Annotated in this window: 23 protein-coding genes and 1 tRNA gene; 13 read left to right on the top strand and 11 right to left on the bottom strand. The window is 61.9% G+C overall.

Annotated features, from left to right (window positions below):
* Positions 1–95 precede the first annotated feature (95 nt).
* Positions 96–2,465, bottom strand: a complete 2,370-nt coding sequence (locus ACH9L7_RS03930) for a DEAD/DEAH box helicase (RefSeq protein ID WP_396612431.1) — start codon at positions 2,463–2,465, stop codon at positions 96–98.
* Positions 2,466–2,575: 110 nt separating this feature from the next.
* On the opposite strand from ACH9L7_RS03930, the gene ACH9L7_RS03935 reads away from it, so the two are divergent.
* From ACH9L7_RS03935 to ACH9L7_RS03945, 3 genes are all read left to right on the top strand, one after another.
* A complete protein-coding gene (locus tag ACH9L7_RS03935; protein ID WP_396612432.1) occupies positions 2,576–3,001 on the top strand; it encodes a DCC1-like thiol-disulfide oxidoreductase family protein in 426 nt (141 codons plus the stop codon).
* Between the two features lie 21 nt (positions 3,002–3,022).
* Positions 3,023–3,499, top strand: coding sequence for a DUF123 domain-containing protein (locus ACH9L7_RS03940; protein WP_396612433.1), 477 nt, complete (start codon positions 3,023–3,025; stop codon positions 3,497–3,499).
* Positions 3,500–3,808: 309 nt separating this feature from the next.
* On the top strand, positions 3,809–4,930 hold the full coding sequence (locus tag ACH9L7_RS03945; protein ID WP_396612434.1) for a pyridoxal phosphate-dependent aminotransferase: 1,122 nt from the start codon (positions 3,809–3,811) through the stop codon (positions 4,928–4,930).
* A gap of 220 nt (positions 4,931–5,150) precedes the next feature.
* Here the strand turns inward: ACH9L7_RS03945 and ACH9L7_RS03950 are convergent, their stop codons facing one another.
* Together ACH9L7_RS03950 and ACH9L7_RS03955 are read right to left on the bottom strand one after the other, a co-directional pair.
* Positions 5,151–8,228, bottom strand: coding sequence for an FAD-binding and (Fe-S)-binding domain-containing protein (locus ACH9L7_RS03950; RefSeq protein ID WP_396612435.1), 3,078 nt, complete (start codon positions 8,226–8,228; stop codon positions 5,151–5,153).
* 106 nt (positions 8,229–8,334) lie between these two features.
* Positions 8,335–10,047, bottom strand: coding sequence for an L-lactate permease (locus ACH9L7_RS03955; protein ID WP_396612436.1), 1,713 nt, complete (start codon positions 10,045–10,047; stop codon positions 8,335–8,337).
* Between the two features lie 373 nt (positions 10,048–10,420).
* Here ACH9L7_RS03955 and ACH9L7_RS03960 point away from each other — a divergent pair, with 373 nt between their 5' ends.
* The 5 genes from ACH9L7_RS03960 to ACH9L7_RS03980 all read left to right on the top strand — a co-directional run bounded on the left by ACH9L7_RS03960 (position 10,421) and on the right by ACH9L7_RS03980 (position 16,268).
* Positions 10,421–11,059 (top strand): helix-turn-helix domain-containing protein, encoded by a 639-nt coding sequence (locus ACH9L7_RS03960; protein ID WP_396612437.1) that lies wholly within the window; start codon positions 10,421–10,423, stop codon positions 11,057–11,059.
* A 195-nt stretch (positions 11,060–11,254) separates the two neighbouring features.
* Entirely contained in the window at positions 11,255–13,072 is a 1,818-nt protein-coding gene (locus ACH9L7_RS03965) for an Nramp family divalent metal transporter (protein WP_396612438.1), read from the top strand.
* Positions 13,073–13,153: 81 nt separating this feature from the next.
* Positions 13,154–13,657, top strand: a complete 504-nt coding sequence (locus ACH9L7_RS03970) for a lactate utilization protein C (RefSeq protein ID WP_396612439.1) — start codon at positions 13,154–13,156, stop codon at positions 13,655–13,657.
* Entirely contained in the window at positions 13,650–15,851 is a 2,202-nt protein-coding gene (locus ACH9L7_RS03975) for an LUD domain-containing protein (RefSeq protein WP_396612440.1), read from the top strand. Before ACH9L7_RS03970 ends, ACH9L7_RS03975 begins: the two co-directional genes overlap by 8 nt.
* A gap of 123 nt (positions 15,852–15,974) precedes the next feature.
* The gene (locus tag ACH9L7_RS03980; protein WP_396612441.1) at positions 15,975–16,268 is read left to right on the top strand and encodes a PRC-barrel domain-containing protein; all 294 of its coding nucleotides are present in this window, start codon (positions 15,975–15,977) and stop codon (positions 16,266–16,268) included.
* On the opposite strand, the gene ACH9L7_RS03985 is transcribed toward ACH9L7_RS03980, so the two are convergent.
* Positions 16,269–17,726 (bottom strand): DHH family phosphoesterase, encoded by a 1,458-nt coding sequence (locus ACH9L7_RS03985; protein ID WP_396612442.1) that lies wholly within the window; start codon positions 17,724–17,726, stop codon positions 16,269–16,271.
* Between the two features lie 153 nt (positions 17,727–17,879).
* Between ACH9L7_RS03985 and ACH9L7_RS03990 the strand changes: the two genes are divergently transcribed.
* The 4 genes from ACH9L7_RS03990 to ACH9L7_RS04005 all read left to right on the top strand — a co-directional run bounded on the left by ACH9L7_RS03990 (position 17,880) and on the right by ACH9L7_RS04005 (position 19,892).
* A tRNA-Lys gene (locus ACH9L7_RS03990) sits at positions 17,880–17,953 on the top strand.
* A 571-nt stretch (positions 17,954–18,524) separates the two neighbouring features.
* On the top strand, positions 18,525–18,782 hold the full coding sequence (locus ACH9L7_RS03995) for a hypothetical protein (protein WP_396612443.1): 258 nt from the start codon (positions 18,525–18,527) through the stop codon (positions 18,780–18,782).
* Positions 18,772–19,503, top strand: a complete 732-nt coding sequence (locus ACH9L7_RS04000) for a hypothetical protein (RefSeq protein WP_396612444.1) — start codon at positions 18,772–18,774, stop codon at positions 19,501–19,503. The genes ACH9L7_RS03995 and ACH9L7_RS04000 overlap by 11 nt, the downstream gene beginning before the upstream one ends.
* A 158-nt stretch (positions 19,504–19,661) precedes the next feature.
* On the top strand, positions 19,662–19,892 hold the full coding sequence (locus ACH9L7_RS04005) for a hypothetical protein (RefSeq protein ID WP_396612445.1): 231 nt from the start codon (positions 19,662–19,664) through the stop codon (positions 19,890–19,892).
* On the opposite strand, the gene ACH9L7_RS04010 is transcribed toward ACH9L7_RS04005, so the two are convergent.
* Complete coding sequence (locus ACH9L7_RS04010; RefSeq protein ID WP_396612446.1) at positions 19,889–20,140, bottom strand: hypothetical protein; 252 nt, start codon at positions 20,138–20,140, stop codon at positions 19,889–19,891. The two genes, ACH9L7_RS04005 and ACH9L7_RS04010, sit on opposite strands and share 4 nt — an antisense overlap.
* 211 nt (positions 20,141–20,351) lie before the next feature.
* Positions 20,352–21,158 (bottom strand): sugar phosphate isomerase/epimerase family protein, encoded by an 807-nt coding sequence (locus ACH9L7_RS04015; RefSeq protein WP_396612447.1) that lies wholly within the window; start codon positions 21,156–21,158, stop codon positions 20,352–20,354.
* Between the two features lie 274 nt (positions 21,159–21,432).
* Here ACH9L7_RS04015 and ACH9L7_RS04020 point away from each other — a divergent pair, with 274 nt between their 5' ends.
* Positions 21,433–22,077, top strand: coding sequence for an archaellin/type IV pilin N-terminal domain-containing protein (locus ACH9L7_RS04020; RefSeq protein WP_396612448.1), 645 nt, complete (start codon positions 21,433–21,435; stop codon positions 22,075–22,077).
* 90 nt (positions 22,078–22,167) lie between these two features.
* Here ACH9L7_RS04020 and ACH9L7_RS04025 read toward each other — a convergent pair whose 3' ends face one another.
* The 5 genes from ACH9L7_RS04025 to ACH9L7_RS04045 form a co-directional block, all read right to left on the bottom strand.
* Positions 22,168–22,464, bottom strand: coding sequence for a translation initiation factor (locus ACH9L7_RS04025; RefSeq protein WP_396612449.1), 297 nt, complete (start codon positions 22,462–22,464; stop codon positions 22,168–22,170).
* Between the two features lie 33 nt (positions 22,465–22,497).
* The gene (locus ACH9L7_RS04030) at positions 22,498–22,911 is read right to left on the bottom strand and encodes a CoA-binding protein (RefSeq protein ID WP_396612450.1); all 414 of its coding nucleotides are present in this window, start codon (positions 22,909–22,911) and stop codon (positions 22,498–22,500) included.
* A 50-nt stretch (positions 22,912–22,961) separates the two neighbouring features.
* On the bottom strand, positions 22,962–23,624 hold the full coding sequence (locus tag ACH9L7_RS04035) for an alpha/beta hydrolase (RefSeq protein WP_396612451.1): 663 nt from the start codon (positions 23,622–23,624) through the stop codon (positions 22,962–22,964).
* A complete protein-coding gene (locus ACH9L7_RS04040) occupies positions 23,624–24,565 on the bottom strand; it encodes a VOC family protein (RefSeq protein WP_396612452.1) in 942 nt (313 codons plus the stop codon). The genes ACH9L7_RS04035 and ACH9L7_RS04040 overlap by 1 nt, the downstream gene beginning before the upstream one ends.
* 119 nt (positions 24,566–24,684) lie before the next feature.
* Entirely contained in the window at positions 24,685–25,320 is a 636-nt protein-coding gene (locus tag ACH9L7_RS04045; RefSeq protein ID WP_396612453.1) for a VOC family protein, read from the bottom strand.
* Between the last annotated feature and the right edge of the window lie 148 nt (positions 25,321–25,468).

A 25,468-nucleotide genomic window follows, 5' to 3' on the forward strand; every position in this document is an offset into this window, starting at 1 on the left:
AACAGTCCGTTTTTCGAGAGTTGCTCGAATACCCGACGGCCGCTCACCTATCCATGTCCGTCGGCGACCTCACTCACGCGTCCCCGTCGGCGACCTCACTCACGCATCCCCGTCAGCGACTCCAGCAACAGTACCGCCGTCTCTTTCGTCAGCGGGTCGTTCGCGTTCCCGCACTGGGGCGACTGCACGCACGACGGACACCCGTCCTCACAGTCGCAGTCGGCAATCAACTGCGCCGTCTGCCGCATCAATCGTTCGACGATATCGTAGCCAGCGCGGGTCAGGCCCACGCCGCCTGGATGGCCGTCGTAGATGAAGATAGTCGATTTGTCGGTGTGGCTGTGAGAGGGCGTCGAGAGACCGCCGATATCGCCGCGGTCACAGAGCAAGGTCAAGGGAAAGAGCGAAATCATCCCGTGTTCGGCCGCGTGAATGCCGCCGTTGAAGGCGTCGTCGCTGCCAACCCCCCGACCGCTTCCCTTCTCGTGTGTGCCACCCAACTCGCGCATCTCTGACTCCACGTCGCCGGGGACGGTGAAATAGAGAGCTTTCGTCCGCAGACTCGTCTCCGGCAGGTCGAGGAGTTGCTGGCCGATGGTCGTTCCACGCTTCGGGTCGCGACGTTCGAACCCGGTTATCTGCTTTCGCATCGTCACCTCGGCGAATCGAACTTCTACGTCCGAGCGCGCAGACAGCGGTTTCGACAGGATGTCGCGCTCGACGGTGATGTTCTTGTCGTGGAGGACGCGGGTGTAGTAGTCCGCCCACGTGGGTTGCAGGCGGGCCACATCGCGGTCCAAATCGAGGTCGGCGACTTCGTACGTCTGGCCCTGGTGGTGGTAGACTGCGCCGGGGTGCGCGTCGCGCAGGGCATCGTCGAACGCGAGTTTTGCGATGGTCTCGTTGTTCCGCGAATCCATCAGGCGAATCTCTCGGTCCGTGATGGTCCGAAGACTCATCGCGTGTTGTGGGCTTCCTCCGCCGTCGTGGATCCATCTGATACCATCGTCCGTGTCCCGCCGCGCCAGTGTCCCCTCGACTTCGAGGTCCGAGACGACAGTCGGGAACGTTGGGCCGAAGTACTCCTCGTCCGCGGTCGAGAGCCAATTTTCGGCGGCCGCACAGGCGACGTGACTCGGAAGCAGATGGTCGTTTTCGGGGTCCGACACCGCCCGTTCTGGGTCTCCCTCGAAGAACTCGCCGGGGTGCTTCATGAGGTACTGGTCCAACTGGTCTTCGCTGCCCACGAGGACCACTAGCGCGGGTCTGTCGCCGCGACCGGCCCGCCCTGCTTGCTGCCACGCCGACATTCGCGTACCGGGGTAGCCGTCGATGAGTACCACGTCGAGGCCGCCAACGTCAACCCCGAGTTCGAGCGCGTTGGTGCTCCAGACTCCGGTGATATTGCCATCGTGGAGTCCGGCCTCTATCTCCCGGCGTCGGTCGTGGGTAAGTGCCGCCTGATACGCGGCAATTTCACCGGCAAGGCCGTGTTCGCCGCGGCTCCGGAGGTCGCTCGCACTCTCCGAGGCGTACCGCTCGGCGGCCTGTCTGGCCCGAGTGAACGCGAGCGTCTGGTGGCCGCGCGAGACTAAGTCGACAAAGAGGTTCTTGGTCTCGACGTGGGCCGAGCGTCGCCGCCCCGACCCCCCAGCGTCGGGATTTTCGTACTCCGGGGGATTCCACAGAAGCCAGTGCGTCTCGCCAGTACCACTCGTATCGCCATCGACGAGCGTGTACGACGACTCATCCTCGCCGGTGATTCGCGCGGCGTGTTCGACCGGGTTTCCGATGGTAGCCGAACAGCAGACGAACTGCGGGTCCGACCCGAAGCGTTCGCAGACGCGTTTGAGTCGCCGAAGTAACAGCGCGACGTGGCTCCCGAAGACGCCGCGGTAGCCGTGTACCTCGTCGATGACGACGGTTTCCAAAGCGGAGAAGAACCACTCCCAGAGGCGGTGGGCGTGCGGCAGGAGAGCATAGTGAACCATGTCGGGGTTCGAAAGCAGGACGGTCGGGCGTCGCTTCCGAACCTCACGTTTTTCAGTCTTCGACAGGCGGCCGGTGTACTGGTCGACCGAGACGCGACTCCCGAACCCAAGGCCGTGTGCGAGGTCCGATAGCGTCTCCAGTTGGTCGGCGACGAGGGCGTTCTGCGGGCCGAGATATAGGGTTCGCCCGCCGTGGTCCATCGCCCGCTCGAACGCCGGGACGGTGTACGCGAGGCTCTTTCCGCTCGCAGTTCTGGTCGCAAGGACGACGTTGTTTCCCTCGCGGATGGCTTCGACTGCCTCGGCCTGATGGCGGTACAGGCGGTCGATACCACGGTCGTCGAGGGCCGACGCCAACCGTGGTTCGAGGTCGATATCGGCGAAGTCGGGGTCGCGCGCGTCGAACTGTCGATGGGCGTGAATCTGCCCCTCGTAGTACGGACGCGCTCGAAGCCACTCGATGATGTCGTCCACGGTTTTTCCTCGAACTTCGTTGCCCTAACGCTGTCGAACCATTGCAACTGGTTCACACAGTTTTTCGAACTGCCGCGCTGCTTTTGTCCCTCGGGTCCTGACGAGGGCGTATGAACGCGGATGCCGTCCTCATCTACGATGGGGAGTGCCCCTACTGTTCCGTGGCCGCGACGGCCCTCAAGCGCCTCGACGATGTGACGGCAATCTCGTGGTACGACGACGCCGCACAGGCGTTCCTCGCGGCGCAGTTCGACGAGGTTCCCTTCGCGATGGTCCTCGTCGACGAGGACGAAAAGCGGGTGTACGCGGGCGGCACTGCTGCGAAAGAACTCGCCGACAGAGCGGGGACACCCGGCATCGTCGGAAGTCTGGTCCGCGACAACTACGACACCATCGCCAAAGCCGTCGGCGTCGCGAGTGGCCGCGGGCGCGACCCGGACGACTTCCACAGCGTCTATCCCCTCCGCGAGGCGGCCGCAGACCTGTTCGACACGCTCGCGGCGAACGCCGAGCGCCACCCCGCCGAACTTTCGTAATCTCGATTTCAACACCCGCCCGTGACTGTCCACTCGCTCGCACCCGAAGTCCTCGGTACTGACGACGACCCCCTCGAACTGGATGCGCTCGCACCGACGGGAACCTATGCGCTCGTCTTCGACGTCCCCGAATGCACCGTCGAAGTCGGAGCACTCGGAAAACGGCGGCTTTCCGCTGGCGGCTACGTCTATGTCGGAAGCGCCTTCGGGGCGGGCGGTCTGCGGCGGGTACTTCGACACCGGCGTGTCGCGGCGGGTGACCACGACGCCCGGCACTGGCACGTGGACTACCTCAGCGGACATCCGGATGTGTCCCTCGCTCGCGTCGTCTGCGTCGCCGACAGCGATATCGAGTGCGAAGCGGCCGCTGCGCTCGCTGACGGACCGATTGCTGGCTTTGGGTCGTCTGATTGTGACTGCGAGTCGCATCTCGCACGGTACGGGGGCATCGACGAGGCGACCGCTGCGTCGAGTGCTGTCTTCCGCGAGAAAGGGTGAGGGAATTCCCTCTGTCGTCCTCTCCGGACCGGGCACCCCGGAGAGGACGACGCTGCCGGTTGTCAGAGGCACCCCGGCGACGCTACCTACAACCTCGATTGGCTTTACCTCACCTCTCGGCGATTCATCTCACGAGATGAGTACTAGTATATGAATCTACTGGCCATTTATATGTGATCGGCCGATTCATACCGATTTTATATAGGACTCCGGTTCCCCGCCCGGTGTGACTCCTCTGTGACGTCGCTCGTGACGTGTGCGTTCCCCCAGACCCCAATGACTTACGCCGGGGCGGTCGAACAAGCGCCAATGACGACGACGTTTCCTTCGATTCCCTACCTCGATTGGATTATCGGGCGTGCCGACGAGGTGACACACGACCTCGCGACCAGCGATTTGCGACCCTCGTCGACGTTCGACGGAATCGTCCCGCCGTCACTCGCCGGGCTTCCGGACCCGACCGATACGAGCCTTCCCGCCCAACTTGCCACCCGATACGACGTGCCCGAGTCGTGTGTCCTCGTCACTCCGGGCGCGACGCAGGCGAACCTTCTCGCTGCGTGTGCGCTTTTGGACCGAGTCGAGCACCGAAGCGCCGAAGCTGACGACGCCGACGCTCGAAGACCGCAGGTTCTCGTCGAAAAACCGGGCTATCAACCGCTCTGTAAGACGCCCGCGGCGCTTGGTGCCCGCGTGGACCGCTTCCTTCGCCCGCCCGAGTTCAACCACGCCCTCGAACCCCACCGTATCGAGAGTGCGGCCACCGAGTCGTTCGCCTACGCGACTGTCTCGAACCGACACAACCCATCGGGCCGACTCGCCACCCGCGTCGAACTCGCGGAGATGGCACGCCACGCGGCCGATGCGGGCGGGTTCCTCCTCGTCGACGAGGTGTACGCGCCGTACGTCGACCCCGCCGACGACGGTCCGTTCGGCGGGGTCAGCGCCGCCGGGTTGCCGAACGTCGTCGTCACCGGGTCGCTGACGAAATTTTACGGACTCGGCGGGCTCCGCGTCGGTTGGCTCGTCGGGCCGAAGGAAATCGTCGACCGAGCGCGCGACGCGTCGATGCACCTCCCCGGTGTCGCGGAACCGAGCAGGAAACTCGCGCGGCGCGCGCTCCACAATAACGAGCGATTGGAGTCTGCGGCGCGGGCACACCTCTCGGCGAATCACGAGTTGCTGGCGGCGTTCGTCGCCGAGCGCCCGAATCTCGACGGACGCATCCACGCCGGTGGAACGTTCGCCCTGCTGGAACACGAGACTCACGACGGCGACGATATCGTCGATGCCGCGCTGGACGCGGACGTGCTGGTCGTCCCCGGCCGCTTTTTCGAGCGTCCAGACGCGTTCCGCGTCTCGCTCGGCGGCGACCCAGAGGCGATGGCCGCGGCACTCGACGCCTTCGGCGCGGTCCTCGACGAGTTGTAAGAAGGGAGTTCCCGACTGTGTGAAGAGCGCCGACCGGACCAGCCCGGTCCGTGTCGGCAGGTTCCAACCGCGTTCGTTCCAGTCGAACCAGCCCAGTTCGCTTGGATATCGAAGTCGGATTCGCGTGGGTCGTTCACCGGTCCCGTGCCAGTGGGGTGTGCCTCTGTTTACCGAGCCCCGTGCCAGTGGGGGTGCTTCTGATTTGCTGTTGAGAGGGTCGTTACGCCGTAATCGCGCGGTCGAGCATCTCGACCGGATGCGGCGGTTCGTCGTCGACGCCCATGTCTTCGAGTTGCGACCGACAGGATGCCCCCGGTGCGACGACAACGTCGCCCGGACTGTCGGCCACCTGGTCGGAGAGGATGTTCCCGATAGCCATCGACATGGAGTAGTGTTCGGCCTCGTAGCCGAAGGAGCCAGACATCCCACAGCACGTCGAGTCCAGTGGGTCCACGTCGTAGCCAGCGCGACGAAGGACGCCCACCGCGTGGTGGTCCTTCTTCGTAGACTTCTGGTGACAGTGGCCGTGGTACGTCAGGGAGTCGTCCTGCGGGAGGAACGAGAGTTCCTCATCCAGACGGAACGTGTCGAAGTACTCCATGATGCCGTAGGAGTTGGCTGCGACGGCCTCTACGTCGGCACCCGAGAGTAAGTCGAGATAGTCCGACTGGAACATCACCGCGTCCGAGGGTTCACAGAGAATGATGTCCCACCCTTCCTCGACGAAGGGGGCGAGGACGTCGACGTTCTGCTTCGCGGTGGCGCGGGCTTTGTCGAGGAAGCCCTTCGAGTGCGGCGGCCGACCCGACCCGGCCACGCCATCGGGAATGCGAACGTGGACGTTCGCGGCTTCGAGCGCCCGCACAGCGGCCTTGCCGACTTCCGGGTGGTTGTAGTTCGTGTAGGTGTCCGGGAACAACAACACCGTGCGGTCGGCCTGCGCTTCGGCGATGCCCGCCGCGCCGCGTGATTCGAACCACTCGACGAAGCTCGTCGAGTGGAACTCCGGTAATTTCCGCTCCTTTGCGATGCCGACGGTCATCTCCATCAGCGTCCGTGCGCCGGGAATCTTCGTTGCGCTGTTTGTGAGGGGGGCGAACTTCGACCCGAGTTTCGACAGTGTGTCGATGTTGGCGAACACCTTGTCGCGGACGCTCGACCCGTGGCGCTGGTGGTGCTCGTGTTTTATCTCGGCTTTCATCTTCGCCATGTCGACCCCGCTCGGACAGTCTTTCGAACAGCCCTTACAGCCGACACAGAGGTCCAGCACCTCGTGGACGAACTCGTCCGTAAACATCTCGTCTTCGGGGAGCCCGCCGCTCATCGCCTGCCGGAGCATGTTCGCCCGGCCGCGCGTGGACTGAATTTCCTCTTCGGCGGCCCGATAGGTCGGACACATGACGCCGCCGACGGTCGATTGCCGCCCGCGACAGCCTGCACAGCCGTGACAGAGTTCGACCATGCCCTCGAAGCCGTTGTCGTTGTCCCAGTTGAGCGCGGGGTCGAACCCGGATTCGAAGTCGTAGTCGGGCGAGAACCGGAGGTTCTCGGTCATGTCGTAGTCGCCGCAGATGTTCCCCGGATTGAGGAGCCAATCGGGGTCGAACGCGGTCTTCAGGTCGCGGAAGACGGTCCAGAGGTGGTCGCCGTACAGCTTACGGTTCCACTGCGTGCGCGCCCGGCCGTCGCCGTGTTCGCCCGACACCGACCCGCCGTACTTCACGACGAGGTCGGTCACTTCGTCGGCGATGGCCTCGAACGTCTCGACGCCCTCGACCGTCTTCGTGTTCACGAGCGGGCGAATGTGCAGGACGCCCGGCCCGGCGTGCGCGTAGTACGAGGCGAAGGTGTCGTGTTCGTCGAGGATGTCCTGAAAGTCAGAGACGTAGGCGGGGAGGTTCTCCGCCGGAATCGCCGTGTCTTCGATGTAGGCGATGTGCTTCTCGTCCGAGGTCCGCGAGAGGAGAATCGGAAGCCCCGACTTGCGCATCTTCCAGAACTTCGCGCGCGTGTCGGCGTCGTGGGCCTCCATGAAGTCGGTGGCGCGAGGCTCGTTCTCGGTCACCGACTCAGCCCCGTCCGACGGGTCGAACTCGGGTGCGTCAGCGTCAGGGACGCGGTCCGCGACGAGGTCGGCGACCTGCTGTTTGCCGTCCTCGTCGGAGTCGGCGTAGAACTCGACTAAGAGCGTCGAGTCGGTGCCTTCGGGGAGCATCCCGACAACGTCCGCGAACTCGGCCGTGTCGCGGGCCAAGTCGAGGAGTACGTCGTCCATGACCTCGACCGCGGCGGGTTCGTGTTCGAGGATGGGTGCCACGTCGTGCATCGCGTCGATGACGTTGTCGTAGGTCAAGAGCGCGACAGAGGCCGTGTTGGGAATCTCCTCGAGGGAGACGGTGGCCTTCGTGACGATGGCGAGCGTGCCTTCGGACCCGGCGAGGAGACGGCCGAGGTTGATGCGCCCTTCTTCCCAGTCGTCGTCGATACCGGTGTCGTCGGGGGTCCGACGCGCACCGCGCATCTCGTCGACGAGCATGTCGAGGTTGTACCCCGAGACGTTGCGTTTGAGGTCGGGATAGCGCTCGGAAATCTCGTCGGCTTCCTCGTCGAGAACCCGGGCGACTTTCGCGTAGATACGCTCTTCGAGAGTGCCCTTAGGGTCGCCCTGTTCGAGGAGTTCGTCGACGGTCATCTCGCCGAATGTCGTCACCGTGCCGTCGGCGAGGACGACTTCGACTTCTTCGATGTAGTAGTCAGTCTTCCCGTACTTCAGCGAATGTGCGCCCGTGGAGTTGTTCCCGATAGCCCCGCCGAGCGCGGAGCGGTCGCCCCACGCCGGGTCGGGTGCGAACTTCAGGCCGTGCGGGGCCAACTGCTCGTTCAGGTCACCGAGTCGAACCCCGGCCTGTGCCGTGGCCGTCCGTGCCTCAGGGTCGACATCGGTGACGTCGCTCATGTACCGGACGAGGTCGAGGACGACAGCCTCGTTGACCGTCTGTCCGGCGAGGCTCGTCCCGCCGCCCCGCGGGAGAACGGGAATCTCGCGCTCGGCGCAGTACTCCATCACCGCCGCCACGTCGTCCGTCGAGGTCGGCATGACGACGCCGATGGGCATCTTCTCGTACGCGGACGCGTCCGTCGCGTACATCGTTCTCGTGTAGGTGTCGAATCGCACGTCGCCCTCGACGATAGATTCGAGGTCTTCGACCAGCCCTGGCCGTTCTACGTCGTCGTTGACGTAGTCGTAGTTCCCCTCTGTCGAGGGGTCGGTGGCCGATTCGTGCGTGTTTGAAGCCATTGTCAGTTGCTCGCTAGTAGTCGGTTTGTGTACCGCAATAAAGACACCCGGGTGCGGGTGAATTTACTCGAAATTCGTGGTCGATACGCTGTTTCGCCGCCACCGTTCAGAACACGCCTGGGAACAGCACGTAGCTGAACAGGAGCGTGAGGATGCCGGTGGCCGTCCCGTAGTAGACGAGCGGGATGAGTTCGAGGCGGATGACCCGGCCCTCCTCGCCGACGAGACCGACGACAGCGAGTGCGGCGACGACGTTGTGGACCGCGATGAGGTTCCCGATGGCACCACCGACCGCCTGTGCCCCGAGCATAACGGTCTTGGGCGTGCCAATCTGGTCTGCGACACCGTACTGGAAGGTGCCGAAGAGGATGTCAGAGACGGTGTTCGACCCCGCGAGGAACGCGCCGAACGCGCCCACGTACGCGGCGAAGAACGGGTAGACACTGCCAGCGATGCCGGCCATGCCCTCGGAGAGGACGATGAGCATGCTGTCGGTGCCCGTCGCGTTACCGGACTGCAGCATAATTTGAACCGTCGCAACCGCGAACAGCAGCGCGACGACGGCGGGCGTGACCTTCTCGATGGTCTCCGTCCACGTGTTCTTGACCTGCCGGCCGTCCATGCCGTGGAGGCCGATGGTGACGAGGTGAACCGCGAGGAACACCGCGCCGGGCAGGTAGAGGAACGCGAAACTACCGCTGAGTCCCGTTCCGAGCAGGTCGCCAGACTTGAGGACGAGATTCGCCTTCAGGAACGCCGTGAGCGGGTCGACGACGCGGGTCAAGACGAGGAGCGCCGCGACGAGGATGTACGGCGTCCACGCCTTCCAGAGAGGCATCTGTTGGACGACTCCTCCGTCAGCGGCGACTGCGCCACTGCGCTGACTCGTTTCACCGGGCTGGATGTCACCAACCCAGTGGTCTGGCCACGCCGACTGCGGGCCGAAGTCCCACTCTTCGTCGGGGTGGAAGAAGCCAGCCTTGAGCGCGGAGACGGTCACGAGGAGGCCGACCATCGCGCCCACGAGTCCGGGGAAGACCGGACCGAGGAAGTACGCCGTCAGGAAGTACGGGACCGAGAACGACGCCCACGCGAACAGCGTGAGGGGAAGGACTTCGAGCGCCGGCTTGATGGAGCGCTCTTCGCCGAAGAAACGCGTCATCATCGCGACGCCGATGAAGGGCAGGAGGATGCCGACGACGACGTGGTTCATCGCCGCGAAGACGGCAATCTCGCCGACCCACTGCTCGACGCCCGTGCCCTGTGCTTCGAGCGCGTTCGTGATGACCGGAACGTCGTCGAAGATGTCTATCATCCCGATGATGAGCGGCGTGCCGACCGCACCGAAGGTAATTGCCATCAGGTTACCCGTGAGGGCGACCACGACGGCGGCCAGCGGCGGGAAGCCGAGGCCGACGAGAAGCGGACCAACGATGGCTGCGGGCGTCCCGAAGCCGGCGGCCGCCTCGATGAACGACCCCATGAGGAACACGAGCAGAACGACCTGCACGCGACGGTCCTCGCTGATGTCCGCGAAGCCGCTGTTGATTGCGTCGAACGCGCCCGTCTGCTTGAGCGTGTACAGGAGTAAGATTGCCCCGAAGACGATGTACAGGATATTCGCTGCCGTGATGAATCCGTTAATCGTCGCGGCGGCAATCCACTTCCCCGACATGCCCCAGCCGACGACGCCCGCCCCGACGGCGACAACCCATGCGACGGGCATCGCCCGCGTCGCGGGCCAGTAGCGCCCGACCATGAGATACGCGATGGTGATGAGTGGGAGCAGCGCGATGAGTGCGTTCGCCGCACTAACCATGCTGTACACCCCCATAGTTGATTCCAGCCGATGCCATTCCAGCTCCGTGCCTGATTCCGTGCATCGTGGTATCTCGTACCCATCTTTTGTGATATATATCTATCGTTCGTCCCGATTTGTGACGCGACTTTGCTTATTCTCTCCTCACCGTCATTGGGTCCAGTACACACGTGTGTAGGTTCGGAAATAAGCGATTAATCGCCGTATTTCGAGGGTCTTGGGAGTCCTCTCTAACATATATTTTTCCTGATTGGTGCCGGATTGAGCCGCTTCGAACTCCCAATACAGACGTGTGAATTGGCCACTTCATAGGTGTGAATTGGATATGCACTTGTGTGCAAAGGCTTTTACCCACGTGTGTAGAGGGAAAACCATGGAGGACGAGGCTGGCGCGCGCCCCCGTAACGAGCACGGACAGTACGTCGGCCGCATCTCTCTCGACGCGGTACTGGCGGTCTTCGACGACCGCGAGGACGCCGCTCGGCCACTGACCGCGGCGGACGTGATGGAGGCGTTGGACTGCTCCCGCCGAACGGCGCACAACAAACTCAACGAACTCGAAGAGCGCGGTGACCTTGCGACCAGGAAAGTCGGCGCGCGGAGTCGCGTCTGGTGGGTTCCGATACCCACCTCGCCCGAGGAGGCAGCGTCGTCGGGACACGCCGCAGGCCAGCACAATTCGCCGGAGACCCCCGAGTCAGGGGTGGCCACTCCCGGGGGAACGAGCGACTACCCGCCCGCCGTCTCGAACGCCATCGAAGCCGCCGACCTCCCCGGAAGCGGACCGATGCTCGACTCCCGGCGAGAGGCCCTCTCTGCCGCGTACGACTACCTCACCGACCACCCGGAAGCGAAGAAGGCGGACTTCCTCCGCGACGTGTACCACGATTATCCCGCGGGGTTCGAGTCCGCCGAAGGCTGGTGGAACGCAATCCAACCCGCGCTGAAACAACTTCCCGGTGTGGACCCACCGGAAGAACGGGGTCACATCTGGCACTTCCTCGGCGGGTAAGTCGCTACAATCAACCACGTCCGCGCGTCGGTTCGGAATCTCGACTACCTTTGCGGGTGGCTCGCTACCATCGACCAGTTGACAAGCTTTCGCACTCCACACCCCACGATTTTATACCATGAGAGGCCACATTCACGGCAGACGCACCGATGTCCCACGATTCACCGGGTATAGCCTCTCTCGAGGGGGATGTCGATGACCGACGATAACTCTTCCTCTGGTGGGGGTCGACCGACAGCCGACTTGGTCGATACCGACGAGTGGGATGACGCGAATCGGTCGCTGAATGACCACCCCACGGGCGGCGACGACGTGTACGCCTCCGAAATCGAGGGCAAACAGTACCGCGGAACGTGGTATCTGCCGCTTCGATACGATGACCTCGACGAGGCACCTGAGAGCGAGGAGTATCCAGAACAGGGAACCGGCGGGTCGTTCCGAATCGCCGACCTGCCTCGCGTCCCCCGAGTCGGGCACGTCGTCGGACCGTCGGCGATTATGCTCGGTGCTTCGCTGGGAAGCGGTGAGACGCTTTTTTGGCCGGTGTTGACATCGCAGTTCGGCTGGACCGTCTTCTGGGCGTTTATCGTCGGCATCTTCACGCAGTTCGTCATCAACACGGAACTCCAGCGGTGGACGCTTGCGACCGGCGAGAGCATCTTCCGTGCCTTCGCACGCGTGAGTACGTACTGGCCGTGGCTCTTCCTCTTCGGTGGCCTCATCAGCCTTGGGTGGCCCGGGTGGGCCGCCGGTGCCGCACAGGTCGCCGCCGTCGCACTCGGGTTCAGTGGGACTGTCCAAGTCCTCGGCTTCTCTATCGCCTCGTGGAAACTCGTCGCTGCGGCGTTGATGGGCGTCATCTGGCTCTCGTACCAGATGTCGTCGGTCATGTACAACGCCGTCGAGGTGTTCCAGATTGGACTCCTGTTCGTCGCCATCGGCGCGACACTGATGCTCGTCGGCGTCACTGGGTCGTGGGTCGAGTTCGGTTCTCTCCCTGACGCCGCGGGGTCGGTCGGCACACTCCCCGAGGGAATCGATATCGCAGTGTTCCTCGGCGGTCTCGCGTTCGCCGGGGCCGGTGGGTATCTCAATCTCTCGCAGAGTCTCTGGATGCGCGAGAAGGGCTACGGCATGGGAAACTACCAGGGGCGAGTAAAGAACCCGCTTCGCGGTGACGACCCAGAGCCTATCGAGCGCGACGGGTTCACGTTCCGGCCCACGGTGACGAACCTTCGTCGGTGGCGTGGATGGTGGAAGGTCGTCCAGCTTGAACACTTCCTGACGTTCGTCGTCGGACTCCTGCTCGTCGCACCGGCGCTGATGAGCGTCGCCATCCAGTACTCTCCCGGGGTGACGACCGACGCGATTCAGATGTGGCTCGAAGGTATCGCCCCGATGGTCGGCCCCGTCGGGACGTTCCTCGTCTTCGCCATCCTCTTTGTCGCCCTCTTTACGACCGAATACGCCATCGTCGAGTCGTTCGTCCGAAACAGTGCGGACGCGCTCTACGAATCCTACGGACGCGAGGCCGGGTGGGACCTCCCGAAACTCTTCTGGCGACTGCTCTCGGCGTTTTGTCTCTGGGGACTCATCATCATCTTCGCCTTTACCTCTCCGTTCGAGGGTCGCGAACCGTTCTTCTTCCTCGTCGTCGGTGCTGCGATGTCCGGCGTCATGATGTGGCCCTACACGGCACTCGTCCTCGTGATGAACACGACTCGCCTCCCTGAACACATCCAACCCGGATGGGGCCGCGTCGTAGCGATGTGGTGGGCGTCCGGCTTTTACGGTTATTTCAGTATCCTCCTCGTGGGGACGACGCTTGCCGAACTCGGTCTCTCCGCGTTCCAGACTGCCCCGACTGTCGTCGGAAGTGGTCTCGGAGGGTACGTCCTCTGGGCGGGATTCCTCCTCATCCAGGGGTATGTAGTCGCCCGCTCGACCACTGGAAAACGTCAGGCGTCCGATACTGTTGTGGCTTCGGACGAGGCGAAAGGCCGGTTTTCCTGAATACTCGAAACCTTCACGATTAACCGATACAGGACTGTTCGAACCCGAAGAACGATTATGTAGAACATGTAATGCGAACACATGTCAACCGGCACGGTTGCAACGTTCGAGGACTCTCTCGAACGACTCGAAGTAGGCTGGACACACGTATCATCGGACGAGTTGGGCACCGTCCTCCGCAAGGTCTGTGATGACCCGGCGGTGGGTGTTCCACTCCCGTACGACGGCGTCCCACTCCCTGAGTGGGTGAACACGAACCCGACTCCGGCAGACCTCCGTGAGGCGAAGGCTGGCGTCACGGCCGCGGGAATCGGAATCGCGGACTACGGAAGCGTCGTCGTGCAGGGCACGCCCGACGGCACCGAACCCGTGAGTCTCTTTTGCGACCGCCACGTCGCCGTCCTCCGGCAGTCGGACATCGTTCCCGGCATGCCCGAGGCGTTCGAATGGCTCGGTGAGGAGTTCCGCACGGGACACTCCTCAGCTATCATCGCGACGGGGCCAAGCGCCACCGCCGACATGGGCGCACTGGTCAAGGGAGCGCACGGACCCAAGGACGTTCACGTGGTGATTCTCGATGAGTAAGGCGCGCGAGGCCAAGGCGGCCAAGATTCGGCAGTTAATGGAGACGGAAGGCGACGCCGTCAACACCGGTACCAGCGGATTCAATCAGGGTCGATACGAGTCCGTTCAGACCCTCGACGACTACGAGGGTCTGAAATCCGAGGCGCGAGCCATCAAGGAAGACGCCATCGAGCGACTGCCCGACCTCATCGACGAACTCCGCGAAACAGTCGAGGAAAACGGCGGGACGCTCTACATCGCCGACGACGCCGAAGACGCGAACCGTTACATCCGCGAGGTCTGCGAGGAGAAAGACGCCGAGCGAGTCGTCAAGTCGAAATCGATGACCTCCGAGGAAATCGAGGTCAACGAGGCGCTCGAACACGCCGGGACGGAAGTCATCGAGACGGACCTCGGCGAGTGGGTGTTGCAGGTCGCCGACGAGGCACCGTCCCACATCGTCGCGCCCGCCATCCACAAGTCGCGCGACGCCATCGCCGACCTGTTCAACGAGACGTTCGAACCCGACGAACCGCTGGAGACGGCCGAGGAACTCACCATGTTCGCTCGCGAGCAACTCGGCGAACTCATCGAAGACGCCGACGTGGGCATGACTGGTGCCAACTTCATCACCACCGACACGGGAACGATTGCCCTCGTCACCTCCGAGGGGAACGCCCGAAAGACGGCCGTCGTGCCCGACACACACATCGCCGTCGCGGGCGTGGAGAAAATCGTCCCGACTGTCGAAGACCTCCACCCCTTCGTCGAACTCATCGGGAAGTCGGGAACCGGACAGGACATCACCTCCTACATCTCACTTCTGACCCCGCCCGTCGAGTCGCCGACGGTGGACTTCGACGACCCTGAAACGCCGATTACAGACGATGAGACGGACCGCGAGTACCACCTCGTCCTCATCGACAACGGTCGCATGGCCATGCGCGACGACGACCAGTTGCGCGAGACGCTCTACTGCATCCGGTGTTCAGCGTGTTCCAACGTCTGTGCCAACTTCCAGCACGTCGGCGGACACGCCTTCGGCGGCGAGACGTACTCCGGCGGCATCGGAACTGGGTGGGAAGCGGGCGTCGAAGGGCTCGACTCCGCGGCCGAGTTCAACGACCTGTGTACTGGCTGTAGCCGGTGTACCACTGCTTGCCCCGTCGAAATCGACATCCCGTGGATAAACACGGTCGTCCGCGACCGGGTGAACCGCGGCGAGGTATCCGAAGTCGATTGGCTGGTCGAGGGCCTCACCCCCGACGAGGAACCCGGCGGTGTCAGCCTCCAGAAGCGGTTCTTCGGCAACTTCGAGACGGCCGCCAAGATGGGGAGCTTCTTCGCGCCCATCTCCAACTGGGTCGCCCAATCATCAGTCTCTCGAAACCTCATGGAGCGGTTCCTCGGAATCGACGCGCGCCGCGAACTCCCGGCGTTCCAGCGCGAGACGCTCGCCGAGTGGTTCGAAGCCCGTGGGTCGCGCGTCCAGAATCCGACGCGAACCGCCGTGCTCTACCCTGACATGTACACCAACCACGTGCAGGTCGAACGCGGGAAGGCCGCCGTCCGTGCGCTCGAAGCCCTCGACGTGGAAGTCGTCGTCCCCGACGTTCGGTCGTCGGGTCGCGCACCGCTCTCGCAGGGGATGATTGCGACCGCCGAGGACCACGCTCACGACGTGTACGCTGGTCTCGCCGAGTACATCGATGCGGGCCGCGACATCGTGGTTATTGAGCCTTCGGACCTCGCAATGTTCAGAAACGAGTACGGGAAGTTCCTCCCCGAGCAGTCCTTCCGGCGCATCGCCGACAACAGCTACGAGGTCATGGAGTACATCTTCGGTCTGCTCGAAAACGGGGCGGATGCCGACGCGCTCTCGGCCGTCGACGGCGACGAAGTGGCGTACCACAGCCACTGCCAGCAACGAACCCTCGGTCTCGAAGGCCACACGGAAGCCGTCCTCGCGGACCTCGGCTACGACGTGGCGACCTCCGACGTGGAGTGCTGCGGGATGGCTGGCTCCTTCGGCTACAAGACCGAATACTACGAACTGAGCATGGACGTTGGCTCCGAACTCAAATCACAGTTCCAGACCGACGAGACGCGCGACCGGACCGTGGTCGCCAGTGGCACGTCGTGTCTCGAACAACTCGACTCGCTGCTCCGGCGGCCCACCAAGCACCCGGTGCAACTCGTCGCGCCGCGCCGGTAGGCTGACTGTTCGGACCACCTGTCTCTCTCATCTTTCGCACCGTCTGACGCCTGTCAGCCACACGTCTGCGACGAATCCGGGGGGCTACGAACAATTAAGGCCCGGCATCTCATGATGGCGGATATGGACGGGACGCCCGAAGAGATTACGACGCTCGTAGGCCGCGAGGTCTACTCGAACAACGGCATGTTCGTCGGCGAAGTCGAAGACGTTCGCCTCGACTTGGACCACGAGGCAGTCACGGGAATGGCACTCGCCGAATTAAACGATGAACTGTTTCGCGGACAGATTGAACCCGGAAAGGGTGTTCTCATCCCGTATCGCTGGGTTCGCGCCGTCGGTGACGTTATCCTCATCAACGACGTTATCGAGCGCCTGAAGACGCCCGACGAAGACGAAGAGTCGCTGGTCGCCTGATTAGCTACCGTTCCCGCTTTCTCCACCTTCAACGCCCACCGCACGGAAGAGCTTGCGCTTTACCGCTTCTTCGGTGAGTTGCAAGAGCGTGTCGCGGTTGTCGTCGTTGGATTCGATGCCGGTGAAGATGCCGAGCGGAATCTCGACAGAGCCTTGCGTCGAGTGGCCGCCAGCCTCGCCGATTCCCGTGAAGGCGTCCGAGAGAACCTTCCCGATGTTCATCCGGATGTCCTTCGACCGCGCTGCGAGGTAGATGGTGTCGTCGGCGATGCCGAAGACGGCCGACGTGGTGATGCCCTCCAGATTCAGGAGGTGTTGGGCGGCCTGCGAGAGGGCGTCGCGGTCGCGGATGAATCCCGCGTTCGAGACGAGGTGCGACCCCTGTACGTCTCGATTCTGAATCGCCTCGGCGAGTACGTCGAGCGTCTCCGGCGACATCGACGGCGACTCGACCTTTTCGAGGATGTCGTGGTCGGCGAAGGGGTGGAGATACGCCGCGGCGGTCAGGTCTGCCGGGGTCGTATCGCGCTTGAAGTCGAGCGTTTCGGCGCGGATACCGTACAGGAGCGCCGTGGCGACTGCCTTCGAGGGGCTGAGGTCGAACTCTTGGATGTACTTCGTGAGGATGGTCGATGTCGACGAGACGTTCGGTCGAACGTCGGTAAAGCGGGCGTCGATACCCTCGTCGGGTTCGAAGTGGTCAATGAAGACCGTAATCTCCGTCTCGCCGATGTCCGGAAGCCCGGACTTCATGTGGTCGACGAGAGCCAAGGCACCGTACTCGTCGAGCGGTTTTGCGTCCCCACGAGGCATGAGTTCGATGCCGAGAATGTTCACGAACGCGCGGTTCTCCTGGTGGCCCATGTCGCCCGAATAGAGGATGTCGGCTTCAACGTCGTACTCGCTGGCGATAGCCTGCAGCGCCACTGCGGAGGCGAGCGAATCGGGGTCTGGGTTGTCGTGGGTGAGGATGGCCATCCCGCGGTCGGTATCGCGGAGCAGGTCGGCCAACTGCCGGGCCTTGTATTCGAGTTCGCCGGACTCGACGCTTCGAAGCGCGGAGTCGGCGATGACCTCCGAGGGGTTGATGACGACGTCGGCACCCAGTTTCGTGAGTTCGTCCTCGGAGACGGGGTCGGACGCGCGGACGACGACGAACTGGTCGCCGTTGCGGTCACGGATGGCGGAGACTGCGGCTTTGTTCGCTTCGACATCCGACGCGAGGATGAGAATAACGTCTCGCCCGGCGACCGCATCGGCGACTTCCGGTTCGCTGATATCAGTCGTCTGCGCGTTCAGGTCCTGGTCGCGCAGGGCTTCGACGCGGCTTTCGTCCTTATCGAGGATGAGGACATCTTTTCCTTCGTCTGTCAGTTCCTCTGCCACCGCATGCCCGACGCTCCCGCAACCGAGAATCGCGTAGGTGGACATCGAGGAGACTGTGACCCCTGCACTCATCGTTGGCGGCTACTCCGGTGGGGCGACACTTAACACCCACCGTTCTCCCCGCTGGCTGGGTTTCGTCCCTCACTTTCGAGGTGTGCGTATCCCTGCCGCCGCCGTACAAAAAGGAAAGTCATTTTACCAACCGGGGGTTACGAGGAATCGCAAGGGCCGGTAGCTCAGTTAGGCAGAGCGTCTGACTCTTAATCAGACGGTCGCGTGTTCAAATCGCGTCCGGCCCACTTCCTTCCCGAAACTACTCTTGAATAGCGGTGCGTTTCTGTCGAACGACCACTGGGCGATTTGGACGGGGGAGTGAGTGATAGACTCAGGGGATTGGTTTCAGATTCCCCAAAAGTACTATCGTTCTCTAATGTAGAATATTTAACATATGAAGTTCATCTACATCGCTATCGCTGGCGTGATTCTTTTACCAATCTCACTCCCACTCGGTCTGATGCTACTCATCGTTGGCGTGTCGTTGCATTTCTTCCAGAAGCACCACACTCGTCGTCTTGATGAGGTGAGCGAACGCAGGTAAATGGAGTCAACAACGCGAGTTCGGGAGAGAATGGCTCTGTTAAAATCTTCAGTCACTGACAGTTCGTTGCGGTCGTACTGAATACAGCGCGCGAGTCTCGCACGGCAGCACATATGTCAAGTGAGCTGTTCTTCACAATCGGGTCACTTGCCAGCTTACTCGTCCGATTGTGGGAAAATACGTGTGGCCAGTCTCCCAAGAACCCCAATCATCGGAGAATGTTCGTCACACCGGTTACGTCACTTATTACCTTCCCGGACGTATTTGGCAGTATGGCTCGTAAAATCAAGTTCAGTGACATTTCGACCTTGCTTGATGAAATTGAGTATCCCATCGGGCGGACTACAGCATCGGAAGAACTCTCCGACGTTAGGTTGGTATTGGCCGACGGTGAGACAAATCTAGGCAAATTGGTTTCCAAGACCTCCCGTGAGTCGTTCGAATCGGCTGCCGATATTGAGTCCGAACTCCACAACGTACTTCCACGGGAGGCGGTCGGGGAACCATATCAATCTGAGGGTGACGCGTAACGACTCAGATTCCGGGACCATAGGAAGACGGATTTGCCTCGGCACCGCGACTGTCGGCACTGCCGGTGCAAAGAGGCGCGACGGAGCGGAGATTGTCGGAGAGCATCACTTCATCCGAGCGGCGGGTGACACCGAACCATCACCGATACCGGACCCACAGGACCCAATCGTCGAACGCCGACACGGGAATCCAGTGGACAACGGGACGAAACCCACGATGCTCGACGGGAGTCATCACGTGCGGTGGGGTGAATTCCGCGCAGTCAACGGACGGGTGACGATGGACAGTAGCGGTTCGGGAACCGATGTCAGCCTGAAGGCCACTGGCCTGCTTCCGGGTGTCCCCTACACCGCATGGATTATCGTATTCGAAGAGCCGGGCTTCGACTTCAGCAATCGGACGATTATGCCGTTCGGAGCGCCCGGGACTGCGGCAGAGAACGTCATCGGTGCGGGCGCTCTCGGCCATCTTAGCGGTGATTCGAGTATCGACGACAACAACCTCGACGTTCGTGGCGGACGCGGCACACTGTCGGTGACGCAACCGGCCGGTGATTTGACCATCTTCGGAAGCGTTCCCGACGACCTATCGGACGTGTACGAAGTGCACATCGTGGGCGACGCCCACCTCGACGGGCAACCCCACGGTGCCGTGCCCGGGCCAACCGGGGCCCACGTCGAGCACTTCGGGGCCGCATTCATCGGAGGCGACCCGCTCTAGACGATAATGTCGAACGCGACGTGACACCGTACAGGTCGCATCCGCTCTCAAATTTGCTTTTTCACCGTTATTCAGGGAGAGAGTCGCTTCTCTCTAGTCTGCGTCATCTCAGTACACTTTCCCGATAACTTATACGAGGTGACGGTGTGGATGGTGTCATGCCTCAGAGCGACCGAACCGGGCTGATTCTCGTCTTTATGACGCTCCTCGTCGCCGTCGTCTTCGGGTTAGCAGTCGGGGCACCCGACCACTTCAGGGCCGACCGGTTCCTCGTGTCGCTCACGCCCGACTTCGCCGTCTTGTTCGGTAACGATGTCCTCGCCGGGACGATTCTGTTCTTGCTGTTCGCTGTACTCGTCGGCGGCGCAAAATTACTGCTCGAACCTTAGTCCCCGAGCACAACCCACGAATTACCTCGCCCCGGTGTTGGCGCGAGCACAAGTGTCACCGTCTCTCCCTTCGACGCGCGCTCGAGTACTCGGCGAACCGCCGTCGATTTGTAGCCCACCAACGTCCGGTACTCTCCAGTATCGACCACCCGGACAGTCGTCGCCTGGTGGTCGTTCATCTCCCGTTCGATTCTCACACGCCGTGTTTCGGCACGCTCGTCCGGCCTATACCCTCCTGTTTGTTCCATGTTAACATGCATGTACTGTGGTCGAATAAAATGGCTGGCCCCGATACAGGGTAATTTCATATAGCAACATGTGATTCAATTGTTCGATATCGAACGGGTTCCGTTCCACATCGCATCGCCACTCAAAACAGTCGCAAACTACCCGAAAGCGGGTTTTGGGTGGTCTCTGTTCGATTTCCGGACCCCGGCATCTACTCTACCGGAGCCCTTCTTAGCGGCGGGTCGCCAGCAACTTGTCGAAGTAGGGTTTCCCGTTTCCGCGGTGTACCCGGGAGTAATCGAACGTGAACACCTCGTGAGTACAGGTACCGGTCCAGTCAGTTTCGACGAGGGCGGCCGCGAGCGGTTCGAAATCGACCCGCCCGAGACCCACGGGTAGATGTTCGTCGTCCGATTCGACTCTGGTATCGTTCAGGTGGATGTGTGAGATTCGGTCGCCGTACTCCCGTAGCAGGGCTCCCTGTTCCTCCCCGGACATGCCTGTGACGAATGCGTGGCCGGTATCGAGACACATCTTGGCTTCCGGGTGGGCGTCGGCGAGAAGGGCGGGGAGTTCAGCGGCATCGACGAGCCCTTTCAGGTTCTCGGTGACGACTTCGAACCCCCGTTCGGACCCGTAGTCCGTGATTCGGCGGACTGTGCTTCGAATCCCCTTGCGAATCGGTTCTTCGCCAACCCGTCCGGGTCGAGCAAGGGAGTCGGCGTGGATGACTCCCTTCTCCGCGTCCATCTCGATGGCGGTGTCTATCGCCGCTTCCAACTCTCGACACGCCCCCTTTCGGACGTATTCGTGCGGGGAGCACATATCGAACCGGTACGGGAGATGGACGGTGATGTCTAGCCCCTGCGCTGTCGCGGCATCTTGAACCGATGTCGGTTCGATTTGTGTTCGATGAAACGCGCCCTCCATATTGAGTTCCACGTAGTCGAATCCCGCGTCAGCGGCATCTGCGAACACTTTGCGGTATTTACTCGGTGAGTCGGCCCACGAGACGAGAAACCCCTGCCTGAGAGACATGGCCGCCACGTACTGCCACACGAGTTATAAAACCAACACGTTCGACATCCCATTGCAAACTCACGTCTCCCCGTGATTCGCGGGGAATTCTCATAGCTAAAATGCAGCCCAACGAGGATTCGTCGCGCTGGTGGCTATCGCCCCGACAAGTCATCCAGAAATCAATTTTGATAATCAAATAGAAAACATTATGTTTTTCAGCTGTATTGTAGGCCTCACCGTTCTTCCAGACTGACAAGAAGGAGGCGGACACCGAACTGGAGATACACAACGCATGTTCGAACGATATCGCAACGACGACCGCGGCCAAGTCGGCATCGGCACACTCATTGTCTTCATCGCGATGGTTCTCGTCGCCGCAATCGCGGCGGGTGTTCTCGTGAACACGGCCGGGTTCTTGCAGGCGACCGCGGAAGACGCCGCACAGGAAAGCATGAACAAGGTCACAAACCGCGTCGAAGTGCTGAACGCGCACGGCGTGGTCGGTACCGACGGCAACATCAAAGACATCAACCTGACCGTTCGGCTCGCCGCGGGGTCCGGAAGCGTCGACCTGAACACGACGACTGTCAAGTATCTGAGCCCGACGACCGCCCAAACGCTGACCAATCAGACGACGGCCGGCGGTGACGACGGGACTCCCAACACGGCTGACGCGGACGAGTTCGGAATAAAGCAAGTGGCTGGTAACGACGACACGTTCGGCGTCCTAGAGTCGATGGACGACCGCTACGAACTCAGACTCGCTCCCTCCGACATCGAAAGTGACACCAACGGCGCAGGAGACGACAAAGGTCTCTCGACGGGTGACCAGGTCACACTCGAAATCACGAGCAGAAACGGCGGAACGACGACGGTTATCTTCTCTGTTCCCCAGCAACTGGCTGGCAAGGACGACGGAGACCCGGTCAAGCTCTAAGCTCGATACTCTCTCCCGACGCCTTCTCTTCTACCCACCTTGACGCTCTCCGGTTGCTCCAGTGAGAGCGTACAGGGAACGGTTCCGATGTTACGCTTTTTCGACGCTGTAGCCGCGCTCACGAAGGAGTTCTCGAACTCGTTTTTCGTGGTTGCCCTGAATCTCGATACGGTCGTCTTTGACCGTCCCTCCGGTCCCGAGTGCCGACTTGAGGTCGCTCGCGAGGTCATCGATGTCGGCGTCGGTCTGGAACCCCTCGATGATGACCATCTGTTTTCCGTACCGCCGCTTTTCGGTCCGTACCGTGAGTTCCTGTGTCGCGCGGTCGAGGTCGGAAAGCGGGTCGTCTGGGATGTCGAGGTCGTCGAACGGGTCGTCTTCGCTCATCGTCTTGGGTATAATTCGCCGCCCAACCAGAATTCAGTTGCGGACGTGGAGACCGTGCTCGACTTTCATACACCGGTCTTGGACGACATCGACCCCGGCAGACTCCGCCTTTCGAGCCGCCTCGTCGTTTCGAATTCCGGGTTGCAACCATATCGCCTTCACGTCGTCACGGGCGAGCGTTTGGGCGACGATTTCGGGAACCTCCTCGCTTGGCCGGAACACCTCGACAACGTCAACGGTGTCCGTCACGTCGGCCAGCGAATCGTACGCTTGCTCGCCGAGAATCTCGTCGGCGTTCGGGTTAACCGGCCGGATTTTGTACCCGTGACGCTGGAGATACGCCGGGACGATATGCGACGCTTTCTCGTAGACGGTCGATGCCCCGACGACAGCGACACGGTCGTATTCGAGAATCCGACGGAGCTTCCCGGCGTCTTCGGATGGCATACTCGTGATTGCAGTAGGCGGGAAATCAGTTTACCGCCGACGGTATCGACTCAGCCGAGTTGCTCGATGAACGAATTAATCATCTGGACCTCGTCGTCGTTTATCGCGTGACCCAGTTCGTCGTAGAGTCTGCTGTCTACGTCACCGCCGAGTCGTTCGAACACGCGCGCCGAATCGTGGATGCGCTCAGAATCGACGTAGGGGTCTTCCGAACTGCATCCGAGGAACACCGGCGTTCCGTCGATGGAGCCATCGCGGTCCTGTCCCGTCTCGGGTCCGGGGAGACTCCCTGACAACACGACGAGTCCGCCGTAGCGTCGCGGATTGCGTGCGACGAACTCACTCGCGAGACACCCGCCTTGGGAGAACCCGAGGATAAGCGTCCGTTCCGGTGGAACACCGGCGTCAGCAGCCACCTGAAGGGCCTCCGACACGCGGTCGAGTGCGGACGAAAACCACGGCTCGTTGTCCTCGAACGGTGCGTACGCAGCGCGGGGATACCACGTCTTGCCAGCCGCTTGCGGTGCGAGGTACATCACACCGTGGTGCAGAAACTCGTCGATTAGCGTGAGGATATTTCCCGCGGTCGACCCCCGGCCGTGAAGCAGCACGACGGCCGCTTCGGCCGCTTGTGGTGGTGCGCCCGCCGTCTCGATAGGTTGGCCGTGGTGTGGGTCTGCACTCGACCCGGTCGAGTCTGTGTTCTGTTTCATCAGTTCGTCTCTGGCTCCGAGAGGTCCAGCGGCGGGAGCTGACCTTCAATCATCTCGCGGTCTTCTTCGAGCCATGGTGGGAGAAACAGCGACTCTCCGAGCGCGTCGCTGTCGACCCCCGCCGCGACCCCCGGCTGTTCTGTTGCGAGTTCGAACAAGATGCCGCCCGGCTCGCGGACGTACAGCGAGTAGAAGAAATGCCGGTCCTTCACGCGCGAAACGTCGTAGCCGCGCTCCCGAAAGAGGTCGTGCCACTCGTAGAGTTGCTCCTCGTCGGGGACGCGAACAGCGACATGATGGAGCGACCCCGCACCCTCGCGGCCGAACGAAGCGTCCCGGTCGAGGAGGTCGACGACGGTCGCACGGTCACCCGGTGCCTGATATCGGACTCGGTCGCCCTCCTGTGCGACGAGGTCGAACCCGAGCGTATCGAGGACGCTCGCAGTAACGAAGACACTCGTCGAGAGCAGTGTCACGCCGTGGATGCCGCGAATCGCGTGGCGAGTGGGGACCGACCCGTCTGCCCACGGCTCGACGGGTGACTCGCCGGTGACGAGTTCGAGGTCCGTGCCGTCCGGGTCGGAGAACCGAAGCACAGTTTCGTCGAACCGTTCGGACGGCCCCTCAACTGAAACGTCGTGTTCGGTGAGGCGGTCTTGCCAGTAGGATACCGACCCCGGCGGAATCACCAGTGATGCGGTACTAATCTGCGGCTTTCCTGGCCGCCCGTCGTCCTCGGCAGGATACGGAAAGAACGTCAAGGCGGTGCCGGGTGACCCGGTCTCGTCACCGTAAAAGAGGTGACGTGTGAACTGTTCGTTGAAGTTCACCGTCTGCTTGACGAGGCGAAGCCCAAGAACGTCTCTGTAGAAGGTGACGTTCTTCTGGGCGTTGCGAACGATTCCTGTGAGATGGTGGATTCCTAGTGTATCTGTGAGCACGTCTGGGTAAGTTGTGAGTTCGGGTGGTATCGCGTGAGATGGTGCGGTGTCGTGTCGCTTTTCGGTGTTGTGTCGCTTCGTGCGGCGTCGTGTATATCGTCACTTCGCTCGGGGCGGAGTTAGTCGAGTCCGCCAGCTCCAGTCTGCGCGTCGGGGAGCGACTTTCTCTCGACCGGGAGGCCGAGTTCTTCGAGCGCGGCTTCGAGGTGTTCACCCTTAGCGAACGCTGCACCGGCCTGAAGGCGTTTCTGTTGCGCCAGTGCAAGTACCTCGCCGCGTCGGTCGTCGGGAATCTCGTATTTGTCCGTCGCGAGTTCGATGACGAGTCCGTTGTGGTCGGTCGTGTACAGCGAGTGGAAGATTCCGCGGTCGAACTCGTTGTAGTTGTGGCCGTGTGCTTCGAGCCCGGCGCGAATCTCTTCGAGGCGTTCGGGGTCGAACCGGAACGCGATGTGGTGGACGCCTCCAATCGGCGTTCGCAAACGCCCTGTATTCGATTCGCGGCCCTCTTTCACGAAGAACGTGAGCATGCGCCCGTCACCCGGGTCGAAAAACAGGTGCGTGATGTTTGGCGCGTCGAGGTTCGGTTGTTTGAGGACGAGCGGCATCCCGAGCACGTCGCGGTAGAACGCAATCGTGTCCTCGACGTTGCTCCCGATAATCGAGACGTGGTCCATTCCGGTCACGTGGAATGCACTAGCCGGGAGGTCTGCGGTCACGAGCGGGTCGGAGGGTTGAGCTTGTTCGTCTGTCATGGTTTCCTTATGTTACCTGATTCGGTTTCGAACCGATATAACTGCTCGCGGACACCAACAACACCAGGTGACACCGATGCCAGTACGGAATTTCCCACTCACATACCGAGTTCGTGCAGTGGAATCTGGTTCACTGGGTGTATACAGA

Source organism: Haloferax sp. S1W (genome assembly GCF_044593955.1).
GTDB lineage: Archaea > Halobacteriota > Halobacteria > Halobacteriales > Haloferacaceae > Haloferax.